17 protein-coding genes and 1 tRNA gene are annotated in these 19480 nt (G+C 69.8%); 5 read left to right on the top strand and 13 right to left on the bottom strand.

The genetic code is table 11. From position 1 onward, the window contains the following. Position 1: 1 nt before the first annotated feature. From Pph01_RS11855 to Pph01_RS11820, 8 genes are all read right to left on the bottom strand, one after another. Entirely contained in the window at positions 2-1618 is a 1617-nt protein-coding gene (locus Pph01_RS11855; RefSeq protein WP_204073062.1) for an ABC transporter substrate-binding protein, read from the bottom strand. A gap of 29 nt (positions 1619-1647) precedes the next feature. Beyond that, the gene (locus Pph01_RS11850; protein ID WP_204073061.1) at positions 1648-3201 is read right to left on the bottom strand and encodes a hydantoinase/oxoprolinase N-terminal domain-containing protein; all 1554 of its coding nucleotides are present in this window, start codon (positions 3199-3201) and stop codon (positions 1648-1650) included. After that, positions 3198-4268 carry an S-methyl thiohydantoin desulfurase family protein gene (locus Pph01_RS11845; protein ID WP_204073060.1) on the bottom strand — a complete coding sequence of 357 codons (1071 nt, stop codon included), beginning with the start codon at positions 4266-4268 and terminating at the stop codon, positions 3198-3200. The genes Pph01_RS11850 and Pph01_RS11845 overlap by 4 nt, the downstream gene beginning before the upstream one ends. 151 nt (positions 4269-4419) lie before the next feature. Then, positions 4420-4493 (bottom strand) — tRNA-Met (locus Pph01_RS11840). Between the two features lie 49 nt (positions 4494-4542). After that, a complete protein-coding gene (locus tag Pph01_RS11835; RefSeq protein WP_239116618.1) occupies positions 4543-7455 on the bottom strand; it encodes a UPF0182 family membrane protein in 2913 nt (970 codons plus the stop codon). Between the two features lie 129 nt (positions 7456-7584). Further along, entirely contained in the window at positions 7585-8631 is a 1047-nt protein-coding gene (locus Pph01_RS11830; protein WP_204073058.1) for a YlbL family protein, read from the bottom strand. Between the two features lie 28 nt (positions 8632-8659). Next, entirely contained in the window at positions 8660-9085 is a 426-nt protein-coding gene (locus Pph01_RS11825) for a molybdenum cofactor biosynthesis protein MoaE (protein WP_204073057.1), read from the bottom strand. A gap of 444 nt (positions 9086-9529) precedes the next feature. Beyond that, positions 9530-10600 (bottom strand): NAD-dependent epimerase/dehydratase family protein, encoded by a 1071-nt coding sequence (locus Pph01_RS11820; protein ID WP_239116617.1) that lies wholly within the window; start codon positions 10598-10600, stop codon positions 9530-9532. Between the two features lie 82 nt (positions 10601-10682). On the opposite strand from Pph01_RS11820, the gene Pph01_RS11815 reads away from it, so the two are divergent. The 3 genes from Pph01_RS11815 to Pph01_RS11805 all read left to right on the top strand — a co-directional run bounded on the left by Pph01_RS11815 (position 10683) and on the right by Pph01_RS11805 (position 13652). Next, positions 10683-11993, top strand: coding sequence for a zinc-dependent metalloprotease (locus Pph01_RS11815; protein WP_373315651.1), 1311 nt, complete (start codon positions 10683-10685; stop codon positions 11991-11993). Between the two features lie 38 nt (positions 11994-12031). Beyond that, complete coding sequence (locus tag Pph01_RS11810) at positions 12032-12577, top strand: NUDIX hydrolase (protein WP_204073055.1); 546 nt, start codon at positions 12032-12034, stop codon at positions 12575-12577. Positions 12578-12647: 70 nt separating this feature from the next. Next, complete coding sequence (locus tag Pph01_RS11805; protein WP_204073054.1) at positions 12648-13652, top strand: endonuclease/exonuclease/phosphatase family protein; 1005 nt, start codon at positions 12648-12650, stop codon at positions 13650-13652. On the opposite strand, the gene Pph01_RS11800 is transcribed toward Pph01_RS11805, so the two are convergent. Next, positions 13645-14220 carry a glycosyltransferase family protein gene (locus Pph01_RS11800; protein WP_204073053.1) on the bottom strand — a complete coding sequence of 192 codons (576 nt, stop codon included), beginning with the start codon at positions 14218-14220 and terminating at the stop codon, positions 13645-13647. The two genes, Pph01_RS11805 and Pph01_RS11800, sit on opposite strands and share 8 nt — an antisense overlap. Continuing rightward, complete coding sequence (locus Pph01_RS11795) at positions 14217-14732, bottom strand: M48 metallopeptidase family protein (protein WP_204073052.1); 516 nt, start codon at positions 14730-14732, stop codon at positions 14217-14219. Before Pph01_RS11795 ends, Pph01_RS11800 begins: the two co-directional genes overlap by 4 nt. Before the next feature lie 199 nt (positions 14733-14931). On the opposite strand from Pph01_RS11795, the gene Pph01_RS11790 reads away from it, so the two are divergent. After that, complete coding sequence (locus Pph01_RS11790; RefSeq protein WP_204073051.1) at positions 14932-15996, top strand: ThiF family adenylyltransferase; 1065 nt, start codon at positions 14932-14934, stop codon at positions 15994-15996. Between the two features lie 20 nt (positions 15997-16016). Then, complete coding sequence (locus tag Pph01_RS11785; protein ID WP_425570100.1) at positions 16017-17336, top strand: ABC1 kinase family protein; 1320 nt, start codon at positions 16017-16019, stop codon at positions 17334-17336. A 440-nt stretch (positions 17337-17776) separates the two neighbouring features. On the opposite strand, the gene Pph01_RS11780 is transcribed toward Pph01_RS11785, so the two are convergent. The 3 genes from Pph01_RS11780 to Pph01_RS11770 form a co-directional block, all read right to left on the bottom strand. Continuing rightward, complete coding sequence (locus Pph01_RS11780; RefSeq protein WP_203953879.1) at positions 17777-18040, bottom strand: WhiB family transcriptional regulator; 264 nt, start codon at positions 18038-18040, stop codon at positions 17777-17779. 120 nt (positions 18041-18160) lie between these two features. Next, positions 18161-18451, bottom strand: a complete 291-nt coding sequence (locus Pph01_RS11775) for a hypothetical protein (protein ID WP_204073049.1) — start codon at positions 18449-18451, stop codon at positions 18161-18163. Positions 18452-18587: 136 nt separating this feature from the next. Further along, positions 18588-19472 (bottom strand): acyl-CoA thioesterase, encoded by an 885-nt coding sequence (locus Pph01_RS11770; protein ID WP_204073048.1) that lies wholly within the window; start codon positions 19470-19472, stop codon positions 18588-18590. Positions 19473-19480: the final 8 nt, after the last annotated feature.

Raw genomic sequence — 19480 nt, 5'->3', positions numbered from 1 at the left:
CTCAGGCACCGGGCTTGAGGTCGTAGACGAACACCACGTTGGGGTAGGCGGGGTTGTCCGCGTACCCCTGGACCGACTTGGCGTAGGCCCGCTGGTAGTTCTGCACGTACGGCACCGCCACCGCGGCCTGCTCGCCGATGATCTTCGTCTGGAGGTCGGCGTACGCCTGCTCCGCTCCCGCCTTGTCGATCGCGGTGAGCTCGGGAAGCTTGTCGATCTCCTTGTCGATCCCGTCGTTCTTCATGTAGGAGAGGTTGAACGAGATCGGGTCCGCGCTGCGGAAGACGTTCACGAACCACGAGTAGGCGTCGGCGTAGTCCGGGTACCAGTACATGACGAAGATGTCCTGGCGCTTGGACGTGTCCTTCGACTTGCCCTGGTCCCACTGCGTGGTCCACTGCAGCGGCTTGGCCGTCAGCTTGACGTTGAGCTTGTCGAGGGCCGACGTCAGCAGGGTGACGAGCACCTCCTGGTCGCTGTCGCCCTGGGCGTAGGTCAGGGTGAGGTCGAGCGGCTTGCCGCCCGGCCCGTACCCGGCCTCCTTGAGCAGGGCCTCGGCGCCCGGGAGGTCCTGCTTGGGCGCCTGGCCCGCCGTGAAGCCGAGCAGGCCGTCCGGCACCAGGCCGCTGGCCTGCTCGCCGGCGCCCTTCAGCGCGGCGACGAGACCGTCGTAGTCGATGGCCTTCTGCACCGCCTGCCGGAGCCTGACGTCCTTGAGCGGGCCGCTCTCGGTGTTGAACAGCGCCAGCAGGTTCTGGAACGAAGGCGTCTGCGAGGTCTGCACGTTGGCGGTGCCGCTCGCCTGCTGGAACAGCTGCGAGTTGAGGCGCTGGACGAAGCTGACCTCGCCCCGCTGCAGCAGCTGCCACGCGGTCGTGAGCTCGGGGGTGACCCGGAAGGCGATCTTGGAGTAGTGCTGGCCGCTCCAGCCGCCCCAGTAGCCGTCGAACTTCTTCAGCGTGAGCTCGGTCTCCTGGCCCTTCTGCCAGGAGTCGATCGTGTACGGCCCGGAGCCGGCGTCGTGTCCCTCGTTGAACCACTTGCCCAGGTCGCCCGTGGCGGCGGTGGTGTCGTAGATGTAGGACGCGTATCCGGCGGAGGCGACCAGGTCGAGCGCCGTCGGGTACTTCAGCTTGAACACCACCGTGGTGGCGTCCTTGGCCTCGATCGTGTCGACCGCGCCCCAGATATAGGCGGCGCCCTGGCCGACCTTGATGGTGCGCTCGATGGAGGCCTTCACCGCGGCGGCGTCGACCGGCTTGCCGGTGTGGAACTGCACGCCCGGCCGGAGCGTGAAGGTCCACTCCTTGCCGTCCGGCGAGCTGGTCCAGGACGTCGCGAGGCGGGGCTCCGCCTTCTTGGTCTGCGGGTTGTACCTCGTCAGCGACTCATAGACGTTCTCCATCGCGATGATCTCGTTGGAGTACGAGCTCGCGGGGTCCCAGTCCGTGACGACGTCGAGGTTGGGGACATATGTGAAAGTGGCGTCAGCCGCGCTCTGAGACGTGCCCGGCTGCGGGGAGTCCTCGGCGCCGCGGACCTTGCCACCACCGCACGCGGAGGTGAGGGCCACGACGGCCACGGCTCCCGCCGCGAGCAGACGCTTGTGCCAGCGCATTTGTGGGGGTTCCTTTCGTTTCCGCCGGCCTACCGGCTGAGTGGGCCGGCAGCCTTTACCTGCAGGCGCACAGCAGGCTCCGGCAGGTAGCTGAGGGGGATCTCGCTGAGCTCCACGATCTGGACCGACGCCGGATCGGCCCCGGCGGCGACGGCTCTCGCGGCCGCCTCCTCCTTGGCCTTCTCGATCAAAGCAGCACGGGCGTTTCCGTCGTTTCCGGTCGGCACGATCGTTTCCAGCCGGCCGCTCGCGAGCGCGATCGCCGCGCCGACCGCGTTGGCGACCTCCGCGTGGCGCGGCCGGATCACCTCGCTCGCCCCCGGAATGTGCTCCGCCAGCAGCAACGCTCCTCCGCCCACCGCGATGAGCGGCCGGTCGGCCTTCCCCAGCGCCACCCGGTCGACCGCGTCCGCGACGAGCTCGTCGGCACGAGCCACGGCCTCCGCCAGCCGGTCGCGCCACTGGTCCGGAATGCCGTGGGTGCCGACGACTCCCCTGCCGGCCGCCACCGCGGCGTCGGTCATCGTCGGGGTCGGCCCGCCGAACACCAGGGCCTCCTGCCCGATCCGGTACCCCACCGACCGCGGCTCCGCGCCGACCATCGTGCCCCCGCCGAGGGCGATCGACAGGATGTCGGGCATCCGGAAGTTGGTCGTGACGCCGCCGATCTCCACAGCCGCGGCGGACTCCCGGGGGAACCCGCCGACCAGGACGCCGAGATCCGTCGAGGTGCCGCCGACGTCGGCGACGATCGCGTCCTCGACCCCGGACAGGTAGGCCGCGCCCCGCAGGGAGTTGGCCGGGCCCGAGCCGATCGTCAGCACGGGATAGCGGGCGGCGTAGTCGACGGCCATCAGCGTGCCGTCGTTCTGGGCGAAGAAGGTCTCCACCTTCAGCCCGCGCGACTCCAGCGCGTCCTGGAGCGCGGTGGTGACGTCACGCGCGACGCCGTACAGGGCGGCGTTGAGCACCGTGGCGTTCTCCCGCTCGAGCAGCCCGAGCGAGCCGATCTCGTGGCTCAGGCTGACCGCGACGTCACCGAGCTCGGCACGGATGATCTCGGCGACCTGGTTCTCCTGGTCCGCGCTGCCCGGGCTGAAGACGCCGGCGACGGCGATGGCGTCGGCCCCGCTCCCCACCTCGGCGAGGAACCGCTTGACCCCGTCCGTGTCGAGCGGCGCGATCGGCCGCCCGTCGACGAAGTGCCCGCCGCGCACGATCGCCGTGCCCGCCGCCACCACGGCCTTGAGATCTTCGGGCCAGTCGCTCAGCGGAGGCACGGACGTCGTCGCGGGCGCGCCCAGCCGCAGTACGGCGACCCGTCCGAGCGCACGGCGCTCCAGGATGGCGTTGGTCGCGTGGGTCGTGCCCAGCATGACTCGGGTCACCAGCGAGGGATCGTCGAGCTCGCCGAGGACGGCGTCCAGCGCGGCGCGCAGGCCCTCGGTCACGTCGGGGCTGGTGGGCCGCTTGGCGGTGGCCACGACGGCGTCGGTCTCGTCGAGCACCACGGCGTCGGTGTTGGTGCCGCCCACGTCGATTCCGACGCGGAGGCGACGGCGCTGGTCAGGTCGCTCGCTCATGGCGCGATCTTTTCGACGGGGAGGTAGTCGAGGTCGTAACCGAAGGCGCGCGGACCGGCCGTCTCCAGGCCCTTGGGCGTGCGCCACAGCGGGTCACAGGGCCACGCGAGCACGGTCACCCGCTGACCATAGCGGAGGCCTTCCGTCTGGATGGCGGTGGCCGCCTGAGTATCCACAACTGTGATCAAATCGGGCACCATCGCTCTCACGTGGCCGTCCTCCACGGCCACCAGGTTCTCGTTCTGGATCTCCAGGCCGAGCGTCCTGCCGCGGTCGTCGCCGGTCCCCTCGATCGTCACCGTGCCCCGCGCGAACCCGCCTGTGGTCCGCCGGTCCAGATCGGCGATCTTGCCGGTGATGAGCCGTACGGCGCCGAGTTCGTCCTGAAGTGCGGCCAGCGGGTCCTGTGCGCCCTCGGTGGCCTTGCCGACGGCGATGGCCCGGCTCACGGTCCCCTCGATCACCGCCCCCTGGCACTCGGCCGCCGTGATGACATAGTCGGCCATCAGCGCGCTGGAGCCGGACGCCACGGCGACGGCCCGGGCGATCTGCTCCGACCAGAGGCCGTCGACCGGGCGGATCGTCACGACGTTGCCGACGACGTCGGACATGATCACGAGATTGGCCGGCAGCCCGGCCACGTACATCGACACCATCTGGACTTCGGGGAACGCGCGTCCCATCGCGTCGGCGTCCAGAAGCGGCAGGCCGAGCCTGGCCGCCCACGCCACCGGGGCCACTCCGTTCCCACCGCCGATCTCCGATGACATCACGGCCGCCGGAGGCCGTCCGAAGATCCGCTCGACCTCGTCGCGGATCCGCACGGGCTCGTCCTCGGCGTGGATCATCTCGTGGCTCACGGTCGGCGCGCCGATGCCGGACAGCGGGAGGACCAGGGCGTCGTCAGGGAGATCTTCGAGCCGGACGAGCGGGACCTCTCCGTACTCGAGGATGGCTCGGCGTGCGGCCAGTCCCCCTGCGCGGACGTCACCGCCGCCCCCCGTCCCCAGAACTGCGCAACCACGGGCCAGGGCGGGCACGTCGTCAGTTGATATGCGGGCCTGCATGGCGGGAGCCTTCACCACTCACCGGCCCGAACTCAATGTCACCCTTCGACACCACTCCGACATACGTTGTCGTATCACGACAAAAGGCATATCGACCGGCGCAAACGCAGAAGGCCCGGACTCCTGAGGAGCCCGGGCCTTCTGATCTTTGTAGCGGGGACAGGATTTGAACCTGCGACCTCTGGGTTATGAGCCCAGCGAGCTACCGAGCTGCTCCACCCCGCGTCGGTGGTTGAAGATTATCCGGTGCGGGGCGGAGTGGCAAATCAGCGGCTCATCCGCTCGGCGAGGCGCTCGGACTCGCCGGAGGCGGCGCGGACGCCGTGGCCGTGGCCGTGGCCGTGGCGGTCGGTGTGGGAGTCGCGGTGGCCTCCCGGCCCTGGATCTTGTTCAGCTGGTCCAGGGCGTCCCTCAGCTGGGCCTGCGCGGTGCCGTAGGCGGTCCAGTCCGGCGGGTTCGCCGACAGCGCCTTCTGCGCGTCGTCGTACGCCTTCTGCGCCTGCGTGATGACGCTCGCCAGCGTGTCCACGTTCGTGGGCGTCTCCGCGGGCGGGCTCTCCGGGTTGGTCGCCTCACCGGTGCCGAAGACCTGGTTCAGGGCCTCCTTCAGCGTGTCCGCGGACCCCACCTTGTCGCCGAACATCACCAGCACACGCCGGAGGATGGGATAGGGCTCCTGCCCCGCTCCCGCGGCCGTCTGGACGTAGACCGGCTCGACGTACACCAACCCCCCGGCGAACGGCAACGTGAGCAGGTTGCCGTACAGGATCTGGGCCTTGCCCAGCCCCAGGACGTTGAGCTCGCCGGAGAACCGGTTGGTGAAGGTGTTCTGCACCTGCCCCGGTCCGGCGATGGTCGTGCTGGCCGGCATCCGCAGGATCTGCAGCTCGCCGTAGCCGCTGCCGGGCGTCGCGTTCACCGCCATGAAGGCCGCCAGGTTCGGGCCCTGGCGGGGCACGAACGTGGAGGTCAGCGAGAACGACGACTGCGTGCCGGGCATCTTGACCGACAGGTAGTACGGAGGCTGCTTGATGTTCTTCTCGCCGGACGACGGGTCGTCGGGGACGTTCCAGAAGTCCTGACCGCTGTAGAAGGCCTTCGCGTCGGTGATGTGGTAGCGGGACAACACGTCACGCTGCACCTTGAACAGGTCCTCGGGGTAGCGCAGGTGCTCCTTGAGCTGCGGGCTCATCTCCGACTGCGGCCGGACGATCCCCGGGAACGCCTTCTCCCAGGACTTCAGGATCGGGTCCTGGGCGTCCCACTCGTACAGCTTCACGGTGCCGTCGTAGGCGTCCACCGTGGCCTTCACCGAGTTGCGAATGTAGTTGATCTGGTCGCGCGGCTGCGGCGCGATCGCCCGCGGGTCCGTCGCGGTGTCCCGGATCATGTCGGAGAAACTCTTGCTCTCCGAGTACGGGAACTCGTTCGCCGTCGTGTAGGCGTCGATGATCCACACGACCCGGCCGTCGACCACCGCCGGATAGGGGTCGGAGTCGAGGTTGAGGAACGGGGCGACCTTCGCGACGCGCTGGGCCGGGTCACGGTCGTACAGGATCCGGGACTGCGAGTTGATGTCGCCCGACAACAGCAGGTTCTTCTCGCCGTACTTGACGGCGTAGAGCAGGCGGTTGAAGAACGAGCCGACCGGCACGCCGCCGGTGCCGGTGTAGGTGTTGTTCGCCTGGCCGGTGCCGCCGCTCGCCGGGTAGTCCAGCTCCTGCTTGGCGCCGTCGGCCGAGCCGCCCACGATCACGTAGTCGGAGCCGCCCTCGCCGAAGTAGATGCGGGGCTCCTTCAGCCCGGCGTCCGTGACGAGCGACCCGGCGACCGGCATGTCCTTGGCGTCGAAGTCCGGCAGGCCCTCGGAGTCGACCTCGTTGCCCGGCGCGGCGACGAATCCGTAGCCGTGGGTGTAGACGAGGTGCCGGTTGATCCAGTTGTCCTGCTCCGGCGGGGGCCCCGTGAGCTCGCGGACCGCCACGATGTGGTCGCGGACGGTGCCGTCCGCTCCCTTGTAACGGTCGACGTCGAGCGGGTCGGCGAAGTCGTAGAAGCCGCGGATCCGCTGCTTCTGCTGGAAGGTCTTGGCCACCAGCACGGGGTCGAGGAGCCGGACGCCGGACACGGTCTCGTCGGTGGTGGCCTGCCCCTCCTCGGGTGTGCCCTGGGCCTGATAGGGAATGATCTTGGACTTGTCCACCCCGTACGCCGCGCGGGTCTCATCGATGTTCCGCTTGATGTACGGCTCTTCCTTGCCCTGCTGGTTGGGCTTGACCTGGAACTGCTCGACCAGGACCGGGTAGACGGTGCCGATGAGGATCGCCGACAGGACGAGAAGGCCGAACGCGACGCCCGGCCACATCCCTCCGGGCCGGATCACGCCGGCGAAGAAGATCAGGGCGCAGATCAGCGCGATGCCGGCGAGGATGCCCTTCGCGGGGAGCACGGCGTTGACGTCGGTGTAGGAGGCGCCGTAGACGAAGCCGCGGTTGGAGAAGACCAGCTCGTAACGGTCGAGCCAGTAGGCCGCGGCCTTCAGCAGGACGAAGACGCCCAGCAGCACCGACAGGTGGCTACGGGCGGCCCGCGAGGCGCTCACTCCGCCGGGCGACTGGACCCGGAACCCGCCGTACAGATAGTGGACGATCGCCGCGAGGATGATCGACAGGATGACGGCCGTGAACAGGAACGTCAGCACCATCCGCAGGAACGGGAAGGTGAACATGAAGAACGACACGTCCACCTTGAACTGCGGGTCCTTGCGACCGAACGGCGTGGCGTTCACGAAGAGCAGCCAGGTCTTCCACTGGCCCGCGATCGACGAGCCGGTGAACAGAGCGAGCACGCCCATGCCGATCAGGAAGACCAGGCGCCGGTGCGGGTCGACCGCCAGCCGGTACCGGTCGGCGCCCTGCGGCGTCCCGAACATGCCGGGCCCGAACATCGGGCGCATGCGGTGGGCGAGCACCATGTTGCCGCCCACGATGCCCACCATCAGCGCGGCGCCGACGATGAACAGCAGTATCTGGGTGAGCAGCATCGTCGAGAACACCGACGAGAAGTTCACCGAGTCGAACCACAGGAAGTCCGTGTAGATCCCGTCGAAGATCAGAAGTAACACCACGAGGGCTACGAGGGCGATCGTGACGGGAATGAGAAGTCTCGGCCGTCTGGGCAAGCGCATCGCCCGTCCGGCTCCGGGGCTCCGGAAGCTCAACGCCATCCCCTTGTCTCAGAGCAACGGTCCGTGCCTGGAAACCTACACCGCGAAATCGAAGGGTGTGTGATCCAGAAAGCGGGGGTGCTCCCCAGGCTAGCCCGCGGTGCAGGCGGGTACGTCGCCGGAACCCGCGCGGAGCGTGTCCAGCGCCTTGATCGCACTCGAAAGGGTGTCGACCTTGACGAGCCGAAGGCCCTTCGGAGCGGCCTTCACGGCGTCCGAGCAGTTCTCCGCGGGCGTGAGGAAGATCGTGGCGCCGGCGGACCTCGCGCCGACCATCTTCTGCTCGATCCCGCCGATGGGCCCGACGTTCCCCGCGGGGTCGATCGTCCCGGTGCCGGCCACCGACTTGCCCCCGGTGATCGAGCCGGGGGTCAGCTTGTCGTAGATGCCCAGGGAGAACATGAGACCCGCGCTCGGGCCTCCCACGTCGCCCACGCTGATGTCGACCTTGAACGGGAACGTGTACGTCGTCTGCATCCGCACGCCCACCACGGTCCTGCCGTCGTCCGCCTTGCCCGCGGTGACCGTGACGTCAGTCGAAGATCCCCCGCGCCGTACGGTGAACCTGACCGGCTCCCCGGCCTTGTGCTTCTGCACGGCGGCCGCCACCGCGTCGAGCTCGGTGACCTGCGTGCCGTCGACCGCGGTGATCACGTCGCCCGGCTTGAGCTTCCCGTCGGCGGGCGCGCCCTTGTCGGTCTGCGCCACGGAGATCGACTCCTGGATCGGGACCTTCAGGGCGTTGAGCGCCGCCGCGGTCGCCGACTGCTGGGAGTCGGTCATCTCCTGGGTGTTCTCCTGCTCGACCTGCTGCAGCGACGAGGTCCTGGGGAAGATCGCCTCTTCGGGCACCACGGCGATCGACGGGTTGGCCCAGCCGCGAAGCGCGGTCAGAAGGTCGAGCCGGTTGTCAGGACCCCCCTGGTAGGCGACGGTGACCAGGCTGAGCTTCCCGTCGGTGGGATAGGTCTGGTGCCCGTCGATGGTGATCACCGGCTTGCCGTTGGCGTCCCCGATCGTGTTCTCCGTCGGTCCTGGGCTCAGCGCGACGTACGGCACGGGCAGCATGGCGCCGAACAGTGCGAGCGCGACCGTCAGGAACCCTGCCACCATCAGGGCCAAAGCGCGTCGGGACATGGACGAACTCTATGCGCTCGCCGGGACGCTAATCACAGGCGCCGACCCACTCGGCGTCTCCGTCGGTGAACTCCTGGTGCTTCCAGATCGGGACCTCCTGCTTGAGATCGTCGATCAGGCGCCTGCAGGCCTCGAAGGCCTCCCCCCGATGAGGGCAGGCCACCGCGACGATCACCGCGATGTCGCCCAGGTGGAGGTCTCCCACACGATGCACCGCGGCCAGGGCCGCGACCGGGTAGTCGGCGGCCACCTTCTCCGCGACGCGCCTGAGCACGTCGGCCGCCGACGGATGGGCGGAGTAGGACAGCAGCCGCACCGGCCTGCCGTGATCCTGCTCCCGCACCGTGCCGACGAACAGCGCCGTCCCTCCCGCCGCGTGATCGCCGACGGCGCCCAGCACCTCGTCGACGGACAGCGGGGTGTCACGAATCCCCAGCAACCGGATGACGTCCACCCCATGAGGTTAGTACGCCCCCGCCCTCCGAGCCGATGATGAGGGGGACCCAACTCGAGGAGCCGCGGCCGTGTACGGACCCGGGATACGGAGCCCAGCCCCCACGCGAGTGGCGCGGCCATGCCTGAGCGAGGGTACGGAGCCCGGCCGTCACGCGAGGGGCGCAGCCGGGATCTGGACCCGGGATACGGAGCCCAGCCCCCACGCGAGTGGCGCGGCCATGCCTGAGCGAGGGTACGGAGCCCGGCCGTCACGCGAGGGGCGCAGCCGTGTCCGGACCCGGGATCCGGAGCCCAGCCGTCACGCGAGGGGCGCGGCCGGGATCTGGACTGAGGAACGCCCGCAGCGAGGAACGAGCGAGGACGTGACGAGGGAAGACCCGGCCTCAAAGGCGCCCCGAGCACGCGCGAGCGAAGCGAGCGCAATCAAACACAGGCGAGGCCATTACACGCGCCGCTTTCTGCGGGCGGCGCGGACGATCGCGGCGGTGCCGATGACGGCCACCGTCGCGCCGGCGGCGGTGATCGTGGCGTCCTTGCCGGACAGGCGCCGGCCCACGACGGCGTGCCTCCCCTCCCGCAGTTCCAGCAGTTCCTGAAGCGCCGCCTCGTTCGTCCAGGCGGGTTTCCAGCCGGCCTCGCGGAGCGCGGCGGCGTCGACCACCCAGGGGTAGACGACGTAGTGCAGGTCGGTGGCGGGGGCGGGCGTGATCCCCAGCCGGTGGAGCCGCTGCGCGGTGCCGAAGGTCAGCCCGGCGGGCAGTTCCAGGCGGCGCAACCCGGAGATCTCCTCCACCTGGTCGGTCTCCAGCCAACCGTCGGAGCCGACGGCCACCACGCCGCTCACCTGGCCGAGAGCGGCGGCCTCCAGGGCGGAGACCAGGTCGTCGACGTGGCAGAACTGCCAGCGGGGCAGGCAGCCCTTGACCGTCAGCAGCCGGGGGGCCTCGAAGTGCCGGGTGACGACGGTGTCGACGCCCTGCCCGACGAGCGCGGCAGGCCGAAGGACGGTCACCTCCAGGCCGGGGTGGGAGCGCGACGAGCGCCGGATGAGCGACTCGATCTCCAGGAAGTCGCCGACCAGCCCGGTGTCGGGTTCGGCCGCGACGGGGGCGTCCTCGGGCAGCGGCACGTCGTTGTCGGCCGCGGCGCCGTACACCATGGCGCTGGTGACCAGCACCACCCGGCGCACCCGGGCCGCCGCGCAGGCGGTGAGCACGGTCTGGGCGGCCCTGACGTTGTAGCGGCGGCGTTCGGCGGCGTCGGAGTCCAGCGACATGTCCGTGCCCAGATGGACCAGGACGTCCACGTCGGAGATGCGGTTCGCCAAGAGCGGATCCCGGATGTCCAGGACCCGCCAGGTGACGTCTGGCACGTCGCCGCGGTGTTCGTCGATGGCCACGACGCGGCGGAAATCCGCAGACGAGGCCACTTTTGAGAGGAACGCCCTGCCTATACCGGAGGCGCCGCCGGTGACGGCGACGACGGGCGGACGGAGGCGTTTCGAGGTAGGCACGAGGTCCTCACTTTGCACTGATCCGCCCCGTGGCGGATAACGTGGCGGATGTGGACTACTCCATCCTGCACGAGGTGGCGCGGTGACTGACCTGCCAGGTCGCGAAAACGACCCCAACGAGAACCCGTTCGCCATGTTCGGCAGTCCGGAGCAGATCGCCGCTGCCATGCGGCAGTTCGCGGACATGTTGTCCGCCTCGCCGGACGCCGGCCCGGTCAACTGGGATATGGCGAAGAACATTGCCCGACATGTCGTGGCCGCCGAAGGTGACCCGAGCGTAATGGAGGGCGAGCGCCGTCAGATCGTCGACTCGCTCAATCTGGCCGATCTGTGGCTGAACGAGGTGACTGCCCTTCCGAGCGGAGTGGTGAATCCTCAGGCCTGGAGCCGGTCGGAGTGGATCGAGAAGACGGTGCCGGTCTGGAAACAGCTGTGCGACCCGGTCGCGGCCCGCATGGTCGAGACCATGGGCGGCACGCTGGGCGCCTCCGGGCTGCCGGCTGAGGCGCAGGCCATGGCGGGGCCGCTCATGGGCATGCTGAAGCAGATGGGCGGCATGATGGTCGGCCAGCAGATCGGGCAGGCCCTCGGGACGCTCGCGCGCGAGGTCGTGGGGTCCTCCGACATCGGCCTGCCGCTATCGGACACGGCCGCGCTGCTGCCTGGCGGGATCGCCTCGTTCAGCGCGGGGCTGGAGACGCCGTCGGAGGAGATCCGGCTCTACCTGGCGCTGCGCGAGGCCGCGCACCACCGGCTGTTCCAGCATGTCCCGTGGCTGCGGGCGCATCTGCTCGGGGCGGTCGAGGAGTACGCCAGGGGCATCACCGTGGACGTCTCCGCGCTGGAGGAGAAGCTTCAGGGGCTCGACCTCAGCAACCCGGAGCGGATCCAGGAGATCCTGGGCGGCGGTGAGCTGCTCAAGCCCGAGGAGACCGAACGCCAGAAGGCCGCGCTCGTCCGGCTGGAGACCGCGCTCGCGCTGGTCGAGGGCTGGGTCGCCACCGTGGTCGACGCGGCCGCCGAGGGCAAGTTGCCGTCCGCCGCGGCCCTGGCCGAGACGGTCCGGCGGCGGCGCGCCACCGGAGGACCCGCGGAGCGGACCTTCGCGACCCTGGTCGGCCTGGAGTTGCGCCCGAGGACGCTGCGCGAGGCGGCGGCCCTGTGGAGGGCGCTGGGCGACGAACGGGGCGTCGACGGCAGGGATGCCGTTTGGGGCCACCCCGACCTGATGCCCACGGCGGACGACCTGGACGCTCCGGAGAGCTTCGTCAAGGGTGAGGCCGCGTTCGACATGTCCCTGTTCGAGGAGGACGCGAAGGGCCCGGACGCGGACGGCACGGGCGAGGGCGACGGCCAGAGCGGCGGCGAGGACGGCCCCGACTCCTCCCGGTGACGACGGCGAAGGGCGTCCGCCGCCGGTAGGCTGCCGCGGTGAGTCTGCATCGTGACGCCCGAGCCGTACTGGAGGGGTGGTCGGCCCCCTCCGCCGACGAGGAGGTGCTGCGCGGGGAGTTCCTCGAGCACCTGCGGGCCCACGATGACGCGATGTGGCGCGAATGCGTTCCGGGCCACCTGACGGCGACGACCGCGGTCCTGTCGCACGACGGCACGCGAGTGCTGCTCACCCTGCATCCCAAGGCCGGGATGTGGCTCCCCATGGGCGGGCACTGCGAGAGGTCGGACACGTCCCTCGGCCGGGTCGCCCTGCGCGAGGCGGTGGAGGAGTCCGGCATCCCCGGGCTGACCCTGCTCGACGGGCCGCTCGCTCTGGACCGGCACAAGGTGTGGTGCCATCCGCCGCACAGCTGGCACCTCGACGTGGAGTACGGCGCCGTGGCGCCGGCCGAGGCCGAGGCCGTGATCAGTGACGAGTCGCTCGACCTGCGGTGGTTCCCGGTCGACGAGATCCCGGAGCTGAGCGACGAGGCGACCCGGCGCCTGGTCCGCAGGGCCCGTGCGAGGCTTGCCACCGCTTGATGATGTTTCGCACCCAATCCTCAGGTTCGGCATACGCGCGGTTTCACCTTCGCTCGTTAGGGTCGGCTGCATGACGAAGGTGGACGTGGGGGGCATGATCTCGTCTCCTGACCGTCGACGGTTGCGGGTGTCGCCCGCCCTCGCGTGGTTCGCGGTGGCCCCGTTCGTCCTCTGGACGGCCGGGCGGCTGACCGGCGTCGACCGCCGGCCGTTGATCGTCGAGCTCATGACGGTCACGCCGTACGTGGCGGCCGCGTCGCTGGGCGCGGTGCTGATCGCGCTGGCCTCCCGCAGCCGGGCCGCCATCGCCGTGTCGGCGGCCACGTCCACGCTCCTGGCGACGATGGTGCTGCCCCGGGCCTTCGCCACGGCGCCCACGGCCACCGGGGCGACGCTGAAGATCCTCACGACCAACATGTACTTCGGCGGAGCCGATGCCCGGACGATCGTCGATCTGGTCCGGCGGCTCAAGCCCGACATCCTCAGCACCCAGGAGCTCACCCCGGCCGCCGTCGAGGCCCTGGACGCCGCGGGCCTGGAGGAGTCGCTGCCGTACTCCCACAACCAGGCCGCGTTCGGCGCGTACGGCAGCGGCCTGTGGTCGCGCTATCCCCTCACCCCGGTGCGGGACTTCGCCCTCCCGGAAAGCCGCAACATGCCCCGCGCCCGTGTCGCGGTGCCCGGCGCCCCGCCTGTGGAGATCGTCGACGTGCACACCGTCTCCCCGGTGAACGGCGACGTCTACGAGTGGCTGGCGGACATGGAGTCGCTGCCCGCGCCGTCCTCCGACGTGATCAGGATCCTCGCCGGCGACTTCAACGCCAGCCTCGACCATTCGCCGCTGCGGGCGGTGATCGCCGGAGGGTACGCGGACGCGGGCGACGCGACCGGGACGGGCCTGAACACCACCTGGCCCGCCGACTGGCGGATCCCTCCCGTGATCACCATCGATCACGTCCTGTACGACGAGCGGGCCTCCGCGGTGGCCGCCGACGTGCACACCGTGCCCGGCACAGACCACAGGGCGCTGTTCGCCGAGCTACGCCTGCCGAAGGAGATCGGACGGCTCAGCTGAGCAGCGCGCGGGTGTTGTCCCATCCTTCGAGGCCGGGATCGAGGCGGGCGACGTCCGCGGGCTTGCGGAGGCGGTGCCAGCCGGGGCCGGTCGCGACCATGCGGCGTCCGGGGGCCCGGCGGCGGAGCGCCGCGACCACGTCGGGCTCGTCGAAGTCGGGAACCGCCCAGTCCGGCAGCGGCAGGCGGGAGGCGACGGCCACCGCTCCCCCGCCCTCGGCGGGGCAAACGGCGAGCTGGGCCCGTCCCAGCTCCCGGAAGAGCTTGCCCACCAGGAGCGGCGGCAGGTCGGGGGCGTCGGCACTGATCACCACGGCCTCGGTGCCGTGCGGCAGGGCCGAGAACGCCTCGGACGGGGACGTGATGGAGATCACCGGAGTGCCCGGCCAGGCGATGGCGTCGAGATCGGGGACTCCGGCGGACAGGATCACCGGCTCGACGAGTTCGAGGCCGGCGACCATCTCGTAGGTGTCCTCCGCCATGGCGAGAAGGAACTCCTCCGGATCGACGCCCGGAGGCGAGGCGTCCGTCATCCCCGGTGTGACGAGGACCGCCGCGATTCGGGTCAACACTCCTCCGCGGAGCCGTTTGCCCCCATGGAGAACCCCTCGAGGAACCCTCTGGCGCGTTCCGCCCGCGGATATCGCTCGACCAGCTCCCAGAAGCGCGGGCCGTGGCTCGGGACCAGCAGGTGGACCAGCTCATGCATGATCACGTAGTCGACGACCCAGGCCGGCATCCCCCGGAGCCGGGTGGACAGCCGGATCGTCCCGTGGTCGGGGGTGCAGGAGCCCCACCGATGGCGCTGGTTCTCGACCCACCTGACGCTGGTCGGGGTCGCCTTGTCGTCCAGATAACGGGTCGCCAGATCCGTCGCTCGGTCGAGCAGATCGTCGTCGCTCGGCCTCCGTCGCTGCTCTTTGGCGGCGAGCCGGTCGAGCATGCGGCGTACCCATTGCTCCTCGTCGGTCAGGCTCAGGCCTGCCGGGAGCAACACGATGGTCTTGTCTCCATCGCGGTATGCGGAAACGGTTCGCCGCCGACGTGTGCTCCGACGAACCTCGACTGTCTCGGGGGGCACATATGAAAGGTAGCCGACACGCGCGGATTTCCACAGGGGGGGAGTTACGTTCCCCCTGGTCAATCGAGCAAACGTGACCTTGCGAGCACGAAAACGTCCGTCCTCGCGTAGTTCACCCGCCACATTCACCCCGGTAATTATCCACAACCCCCAAGATTCCGGCCGCACCCGGGGCGGCGTGTGGCAGGGTCTGGCGACTATGAGACCCCGCCTGAAGCCAGTTCTGCGCCGCGTCGATCGCGATGAACGTACCCTCCAGCTCGGCGTCCATCCTCACCGGGCCGTCGTCCTGACCGGAGTGGAGCCCGCCGTCCGCCGCCTGATCGACAGCCTGGACGGCACCCGGACCCTCTCCCAGGCGGTGGCCGAGAGCGATCTCGACGAGGCGTCGGCCCGTGAGGTGATCGCCCTGCTGGCGGCGCGCGGCGTGCTCGACGACGCGGCCGTGCGTCCCGCGCCCCTGACCGGTCTGACCAGGGCCGAGCGTGATCGGCTCCGCCCCGACGTCGACGTCCTGGCGCTCGCGTCGCCGGACGGCGGGATGGGGGCGGTCGAACGCCGGAGATCGGCACAGGTCCGCGTGCACGGGGCGGGCCGGGTGGGCGCCCAGATCGCCGTCCTGCTGGCCGCCTCGGGCATCGGCCACCTCTGCGTCGTCGATTCCGGTACGGCACGGCGGGAGGACGTCGTCCCCGGCGGCCTGGGCTGGCCGCAGGTGGGCGCAGCCCGCGAGGAGGGGGCGGTCGCCCTCGCCCGCGAGATCGCGCCCGCCGTCAACGCCTGGAGCGGCCGATCGGCGTCGAGGCTCAGCGATCACGGCTCCCGTCCCGATCTCGTGATCCTGGCACCCGTCGGGCCGCTCGACCCGGTGCTGGTCCGCGAGCTCGGCGCCGAGGAGATCCCCCATCTGCTCGCCACGGCCTTCGAGGGATGCGGCCTCGTGGGACCGCTGGTGATCCCGGGAGTCACCGCCTGTCTCAACTGTCTCGATCTGACCCGGCGCGATCGCGACCCCTCCTGGCCCGCCGTAAGAGCCCGCCTCGGCGGCTATCCCGCGGGTGAGTCCGCCTGTGACACGACCTTGTCGTCGCTGGTCGCGGCCCAGGCCGCCGGGCACGCGATCGCCTTCGTCGACGGGGCCGACACGCCCGCCGGGAGCCTCGACATCCTGCCCGATCGGCGCTGGCGGCACCGGTCGTGGGAGCGTCATTCACAATGTCAATGTGGTCGAAACGACCCAAATTCGCTAACAATGGTCGCGTGACCGACCTTCCCCATCGTGCTGTGACTCGCTCAGCCAAGCTGGCCTCGCTCCCTCTCGGGTTCGCCGGCAGGACCGCGATCGGGCTCGGCAGGCGGCTCGGCGGCGCATCCGCGGAGATCGTCACCAGGGAGATCCAGCAGCGAACGGCCGACCAGATCTTCAAGGTGCTCGGCGAGCTCAAGGGCGGGGCGATGAAGCTCGGCCAGGCCCTGTCCATCTTCGAGGCGGCGCTGCCGCCCGAATTCACCGAGCCGTACCGCGCGACGCTGACCAGGCTGCAGGACGCCGCTCCTCCGCTGCCCGCGGCGACCGTCCACCGGGTCCTCGCTGAGCAACTCGGCGACGACTGGCGGGACAACTTCACGGAGTTCGACGACCGCCCGACGGCCGCCGCCTCCATCGGCCAGGTGCACCGGGCGGTCTGGCACGACGGGCGCACCGTCGCGGTCAAGATCCAGTACCCGGGGGCGGGAAAGGCCCTGCTCTCCGACTTCAACCAGCTCTCGCGGCTCGGCAAGCTCTTCGGCGTGATGCTGCCCGGCCTGGACATCAAGCCGTTGCTGGGCGAGCTCAAGGAGCGGGTGGCCGAGGAACTCGACTATCTGCACGAGGCCGAGGCCCAGCACGCGTTCGCGCAGGAGTTCGCGAACGACCCGGACTTCTGCATACCCGACGTCATCGCGGCGAACGAGCAGATCCTCGTCACCGAGTGGATGGACGGCACCCCGCTCTCCAAGATCATCACCGACGGCTCTCAGGAGGACCGGGACCAGGCGGGTCTGCGCCTGGTCCGGTTCCTGTTCTGTTCCCCGGCGCGGGTCGGACTGCTGCACGCCGATCCGCATCCGGGCAACTTCCGGGTGCTGGAGGACGGCCGCCTGGGGGTGCTCGACTTCGGGGCGGTCAACCGCCTGCCGGAGGGCTACCCTCCGGTGTTCGGCGCGCTCACGAGGATCTTCAACCAGGGCGACATGGAGTCGGTGGTGCGCGGGCTGCGCGACGAGGGATTCATCCGGCCGCACATCGAGGTGGACGTCGACGCGCTGCGCTCGTTCCTCGCTCCATATATCGAGCCGACGCAGGTGGAGGAGTTCACCTTCACCCGGGAGTGGCTGCGGCACCAGGCGACGGCCGTCGCCGACCTTCGCCCGACCAATGTGGTGCGCCAGCTCAACCTGCCGCCCTCGTACGTGCTGATCCACCGGGTGCACGCCGCCGGGGTGGGGGTGCTGTGCCAGTTGGGCACGACCGCCCGGTTTCGCGACGAGGCAATCCGGTGGGTTCCCGGTTTCGCCGACGATCCCGGCGAGCCGGAGGAGGGCACGGCGCTCGCCGTCTGAACGACAACACTCGCCGACACCGCCCGGCACGCCCGCCGCCGTCTGGAGACACTCGCCACCCGGCGACCCGCTCGCCGACACCGTGCAGCCGCCCTCGGCACGCCCGACGTCGACACGCGCAGCCGTCCGCGCGAGCACTCCCCAGGTTCGGCACATGGGGAAGGCCCCGGTCCGCATCGGACCGGGGCCTTCATGTCGTCAGGCACGTCGTGCCGTCACACCCGCGATAACGCGGAGCTCAGCCGGCGCGAAGCGCGCTCCATCTGCCGGCGGGCCTTGCGCACGCTGTTGACCCGGCTCGCGAGCCGTTCCGCCTCCGCCTCCTGGTGGAGGGTTCGTATTCGCTCATGAGCCAGTTCTTGGTGGAGATACAACGAGGCGCTCGGGGAGATGTTCATTTCGAGTGGTTCCTTTCGAATCTGCTGCTGTGAAATCGCTGGTCAGGCTGCTACAGGGGCCTTCCTGGGGCGCCCCCTCGGGCGCTTGCGGGGCACGACGACCCCCCTCAGGATGAGCTCGCCGCCCCAGACGCCCCACGGCTCCTCGCGCTCCAGCGCGCGGGCCAGGCAGGCCTTCTGGATCGGGCAGCCTCCGCAGAGCGCCTTGGCGAACTCGACGTCCTCGGGAGACTCGGCGAACCACAGGTCGGGCTCGGTACGGCAGGGGATTTCGGCTTCGATCAGGTCCATGACCGGGGCCGCCATCTGCGTCACCTCTTCGTTCGGTTTGGTCTGGTTGTCCTCGTGGGTGGGCGGGAACGTGGCCGGACAATAAGAAAGGCCGCGGATCCTTTGCGGATCCGCGGCCTGGAGAGTGGAGACCGGTCAGGGTATGACTGGTTCTCTCCAGGCGTATCGCGGACCCTGCGCCTCACCATTGGCGGTGCGGTCGGTCTGCTCATCGCTCATCGGCCGGCCCACAGGGATCCGGACATACGAGCGGGTGCGGTGGCTGGCCAGGCCGGCAAGGGCGCCGAAGGCCGACGTCCCAAGCGCTCCGACGATCAGAGCCTGGGTACGCACGGCCTTGCCGACCGGCAGTTCGATCTGCACGATGACGGCGGCCAGGCATGCGAAAGCGAGCCACGTGGCCAAGAACATGGTCGTGTTCTCCACGGGACTCACCTCCACTCGAGTGCGATCGGCCGGACGGACCGTCCGGCGGTTTCCTTCGACCTCATGACTGATGAGATCAGTCATGACCCTAAACGCGAACCGCAGGGGCGGGCAACCTATTTTCTACCTGCGATTTTCACGACTTCATGACATCTTCGCTGACGCGGATCATGCACTCCTGAACCACTGACACCGCCAGGTCCCCGGAGGGCGTGAACATCTCCCCGCGGGCGAGGCCGCGGGCGCCTCCGGACCAGGGCGACTCCTGCGCGTAGAGCAGCCAGTCGTCGACGCGGAACGGCCGGTGGAACCACATCGCGTGGTCGAGTGACGCTCCCTTGACGTTCGAGGCGCCCCACGCCAGGCCGTGCGCCAGCAGCACCGTGTCCACGAGGGTGAAGTCGGAGGCGTAGGCGGCGAGCACCACGTGCAGCAGCGGATCGTCGGGCAGGTCCGCGTCGTAGCGGAACCACACGTGGTTCTTCGCGCTGATCAGGCTGGGGTCCTTCTGCGCCTCCCAGGTCAGCGCGTTCACGTAGCGGGCGTCGACCGGGCGCGGCCTGGCCAGCCAGTCGCGCCAGGCCGGATCGTCCCCGACGACGTTGAACATGCGCTCCTGGAAGGTCGGCACGGTCTCGGGGTCGGGCACCTGCGGCATGGTGACCGCCTGGTGAGAAACCCCTTCCTCGAGGATGTGGAAGGACACCGACATCGTGAATATCGCCTTGCCGTGCTGCACCGCCACCACGCGCCGGGTCGTGAACGAGCGCCCGTCCCTGACCCTCTCGACGTTGTAGACGATCGGGATGGCGGGGTCGCCGGGACGGATGAAGTAGGCGTGCAGCGAGTGGACCATGCGGTCGGAGGAGACCGTGCGGCCGGCCGCGACGAGCGCCTGCGCGGCGACCTGACCGCCGAAGACCCGCTGGATGCGCTCCTCGGGGCTGCGGCCCCGGAAGATGTCCAGCTCGATCTGCTCGAGGTCGAGCAGATCCAGCACTTCCTTGAGCGCCGAATTCACGGGGCCTC

It is taken from the genome of Planotetraspora phitsanulokensis (assembly GCF_016863295.1).
GTDB lineage: Bacteria > Actinomycetota > Actinomycetes > Streptosporangiales > Streptosporangiaceae > Planotetraspora > Planotetraspora phitsanulokensis.
The sequence above is the reverse complement of the archived record's forward strand: the minus strand, read 5'-3'. Positions and strand labels throughout refer to the sequence as shown.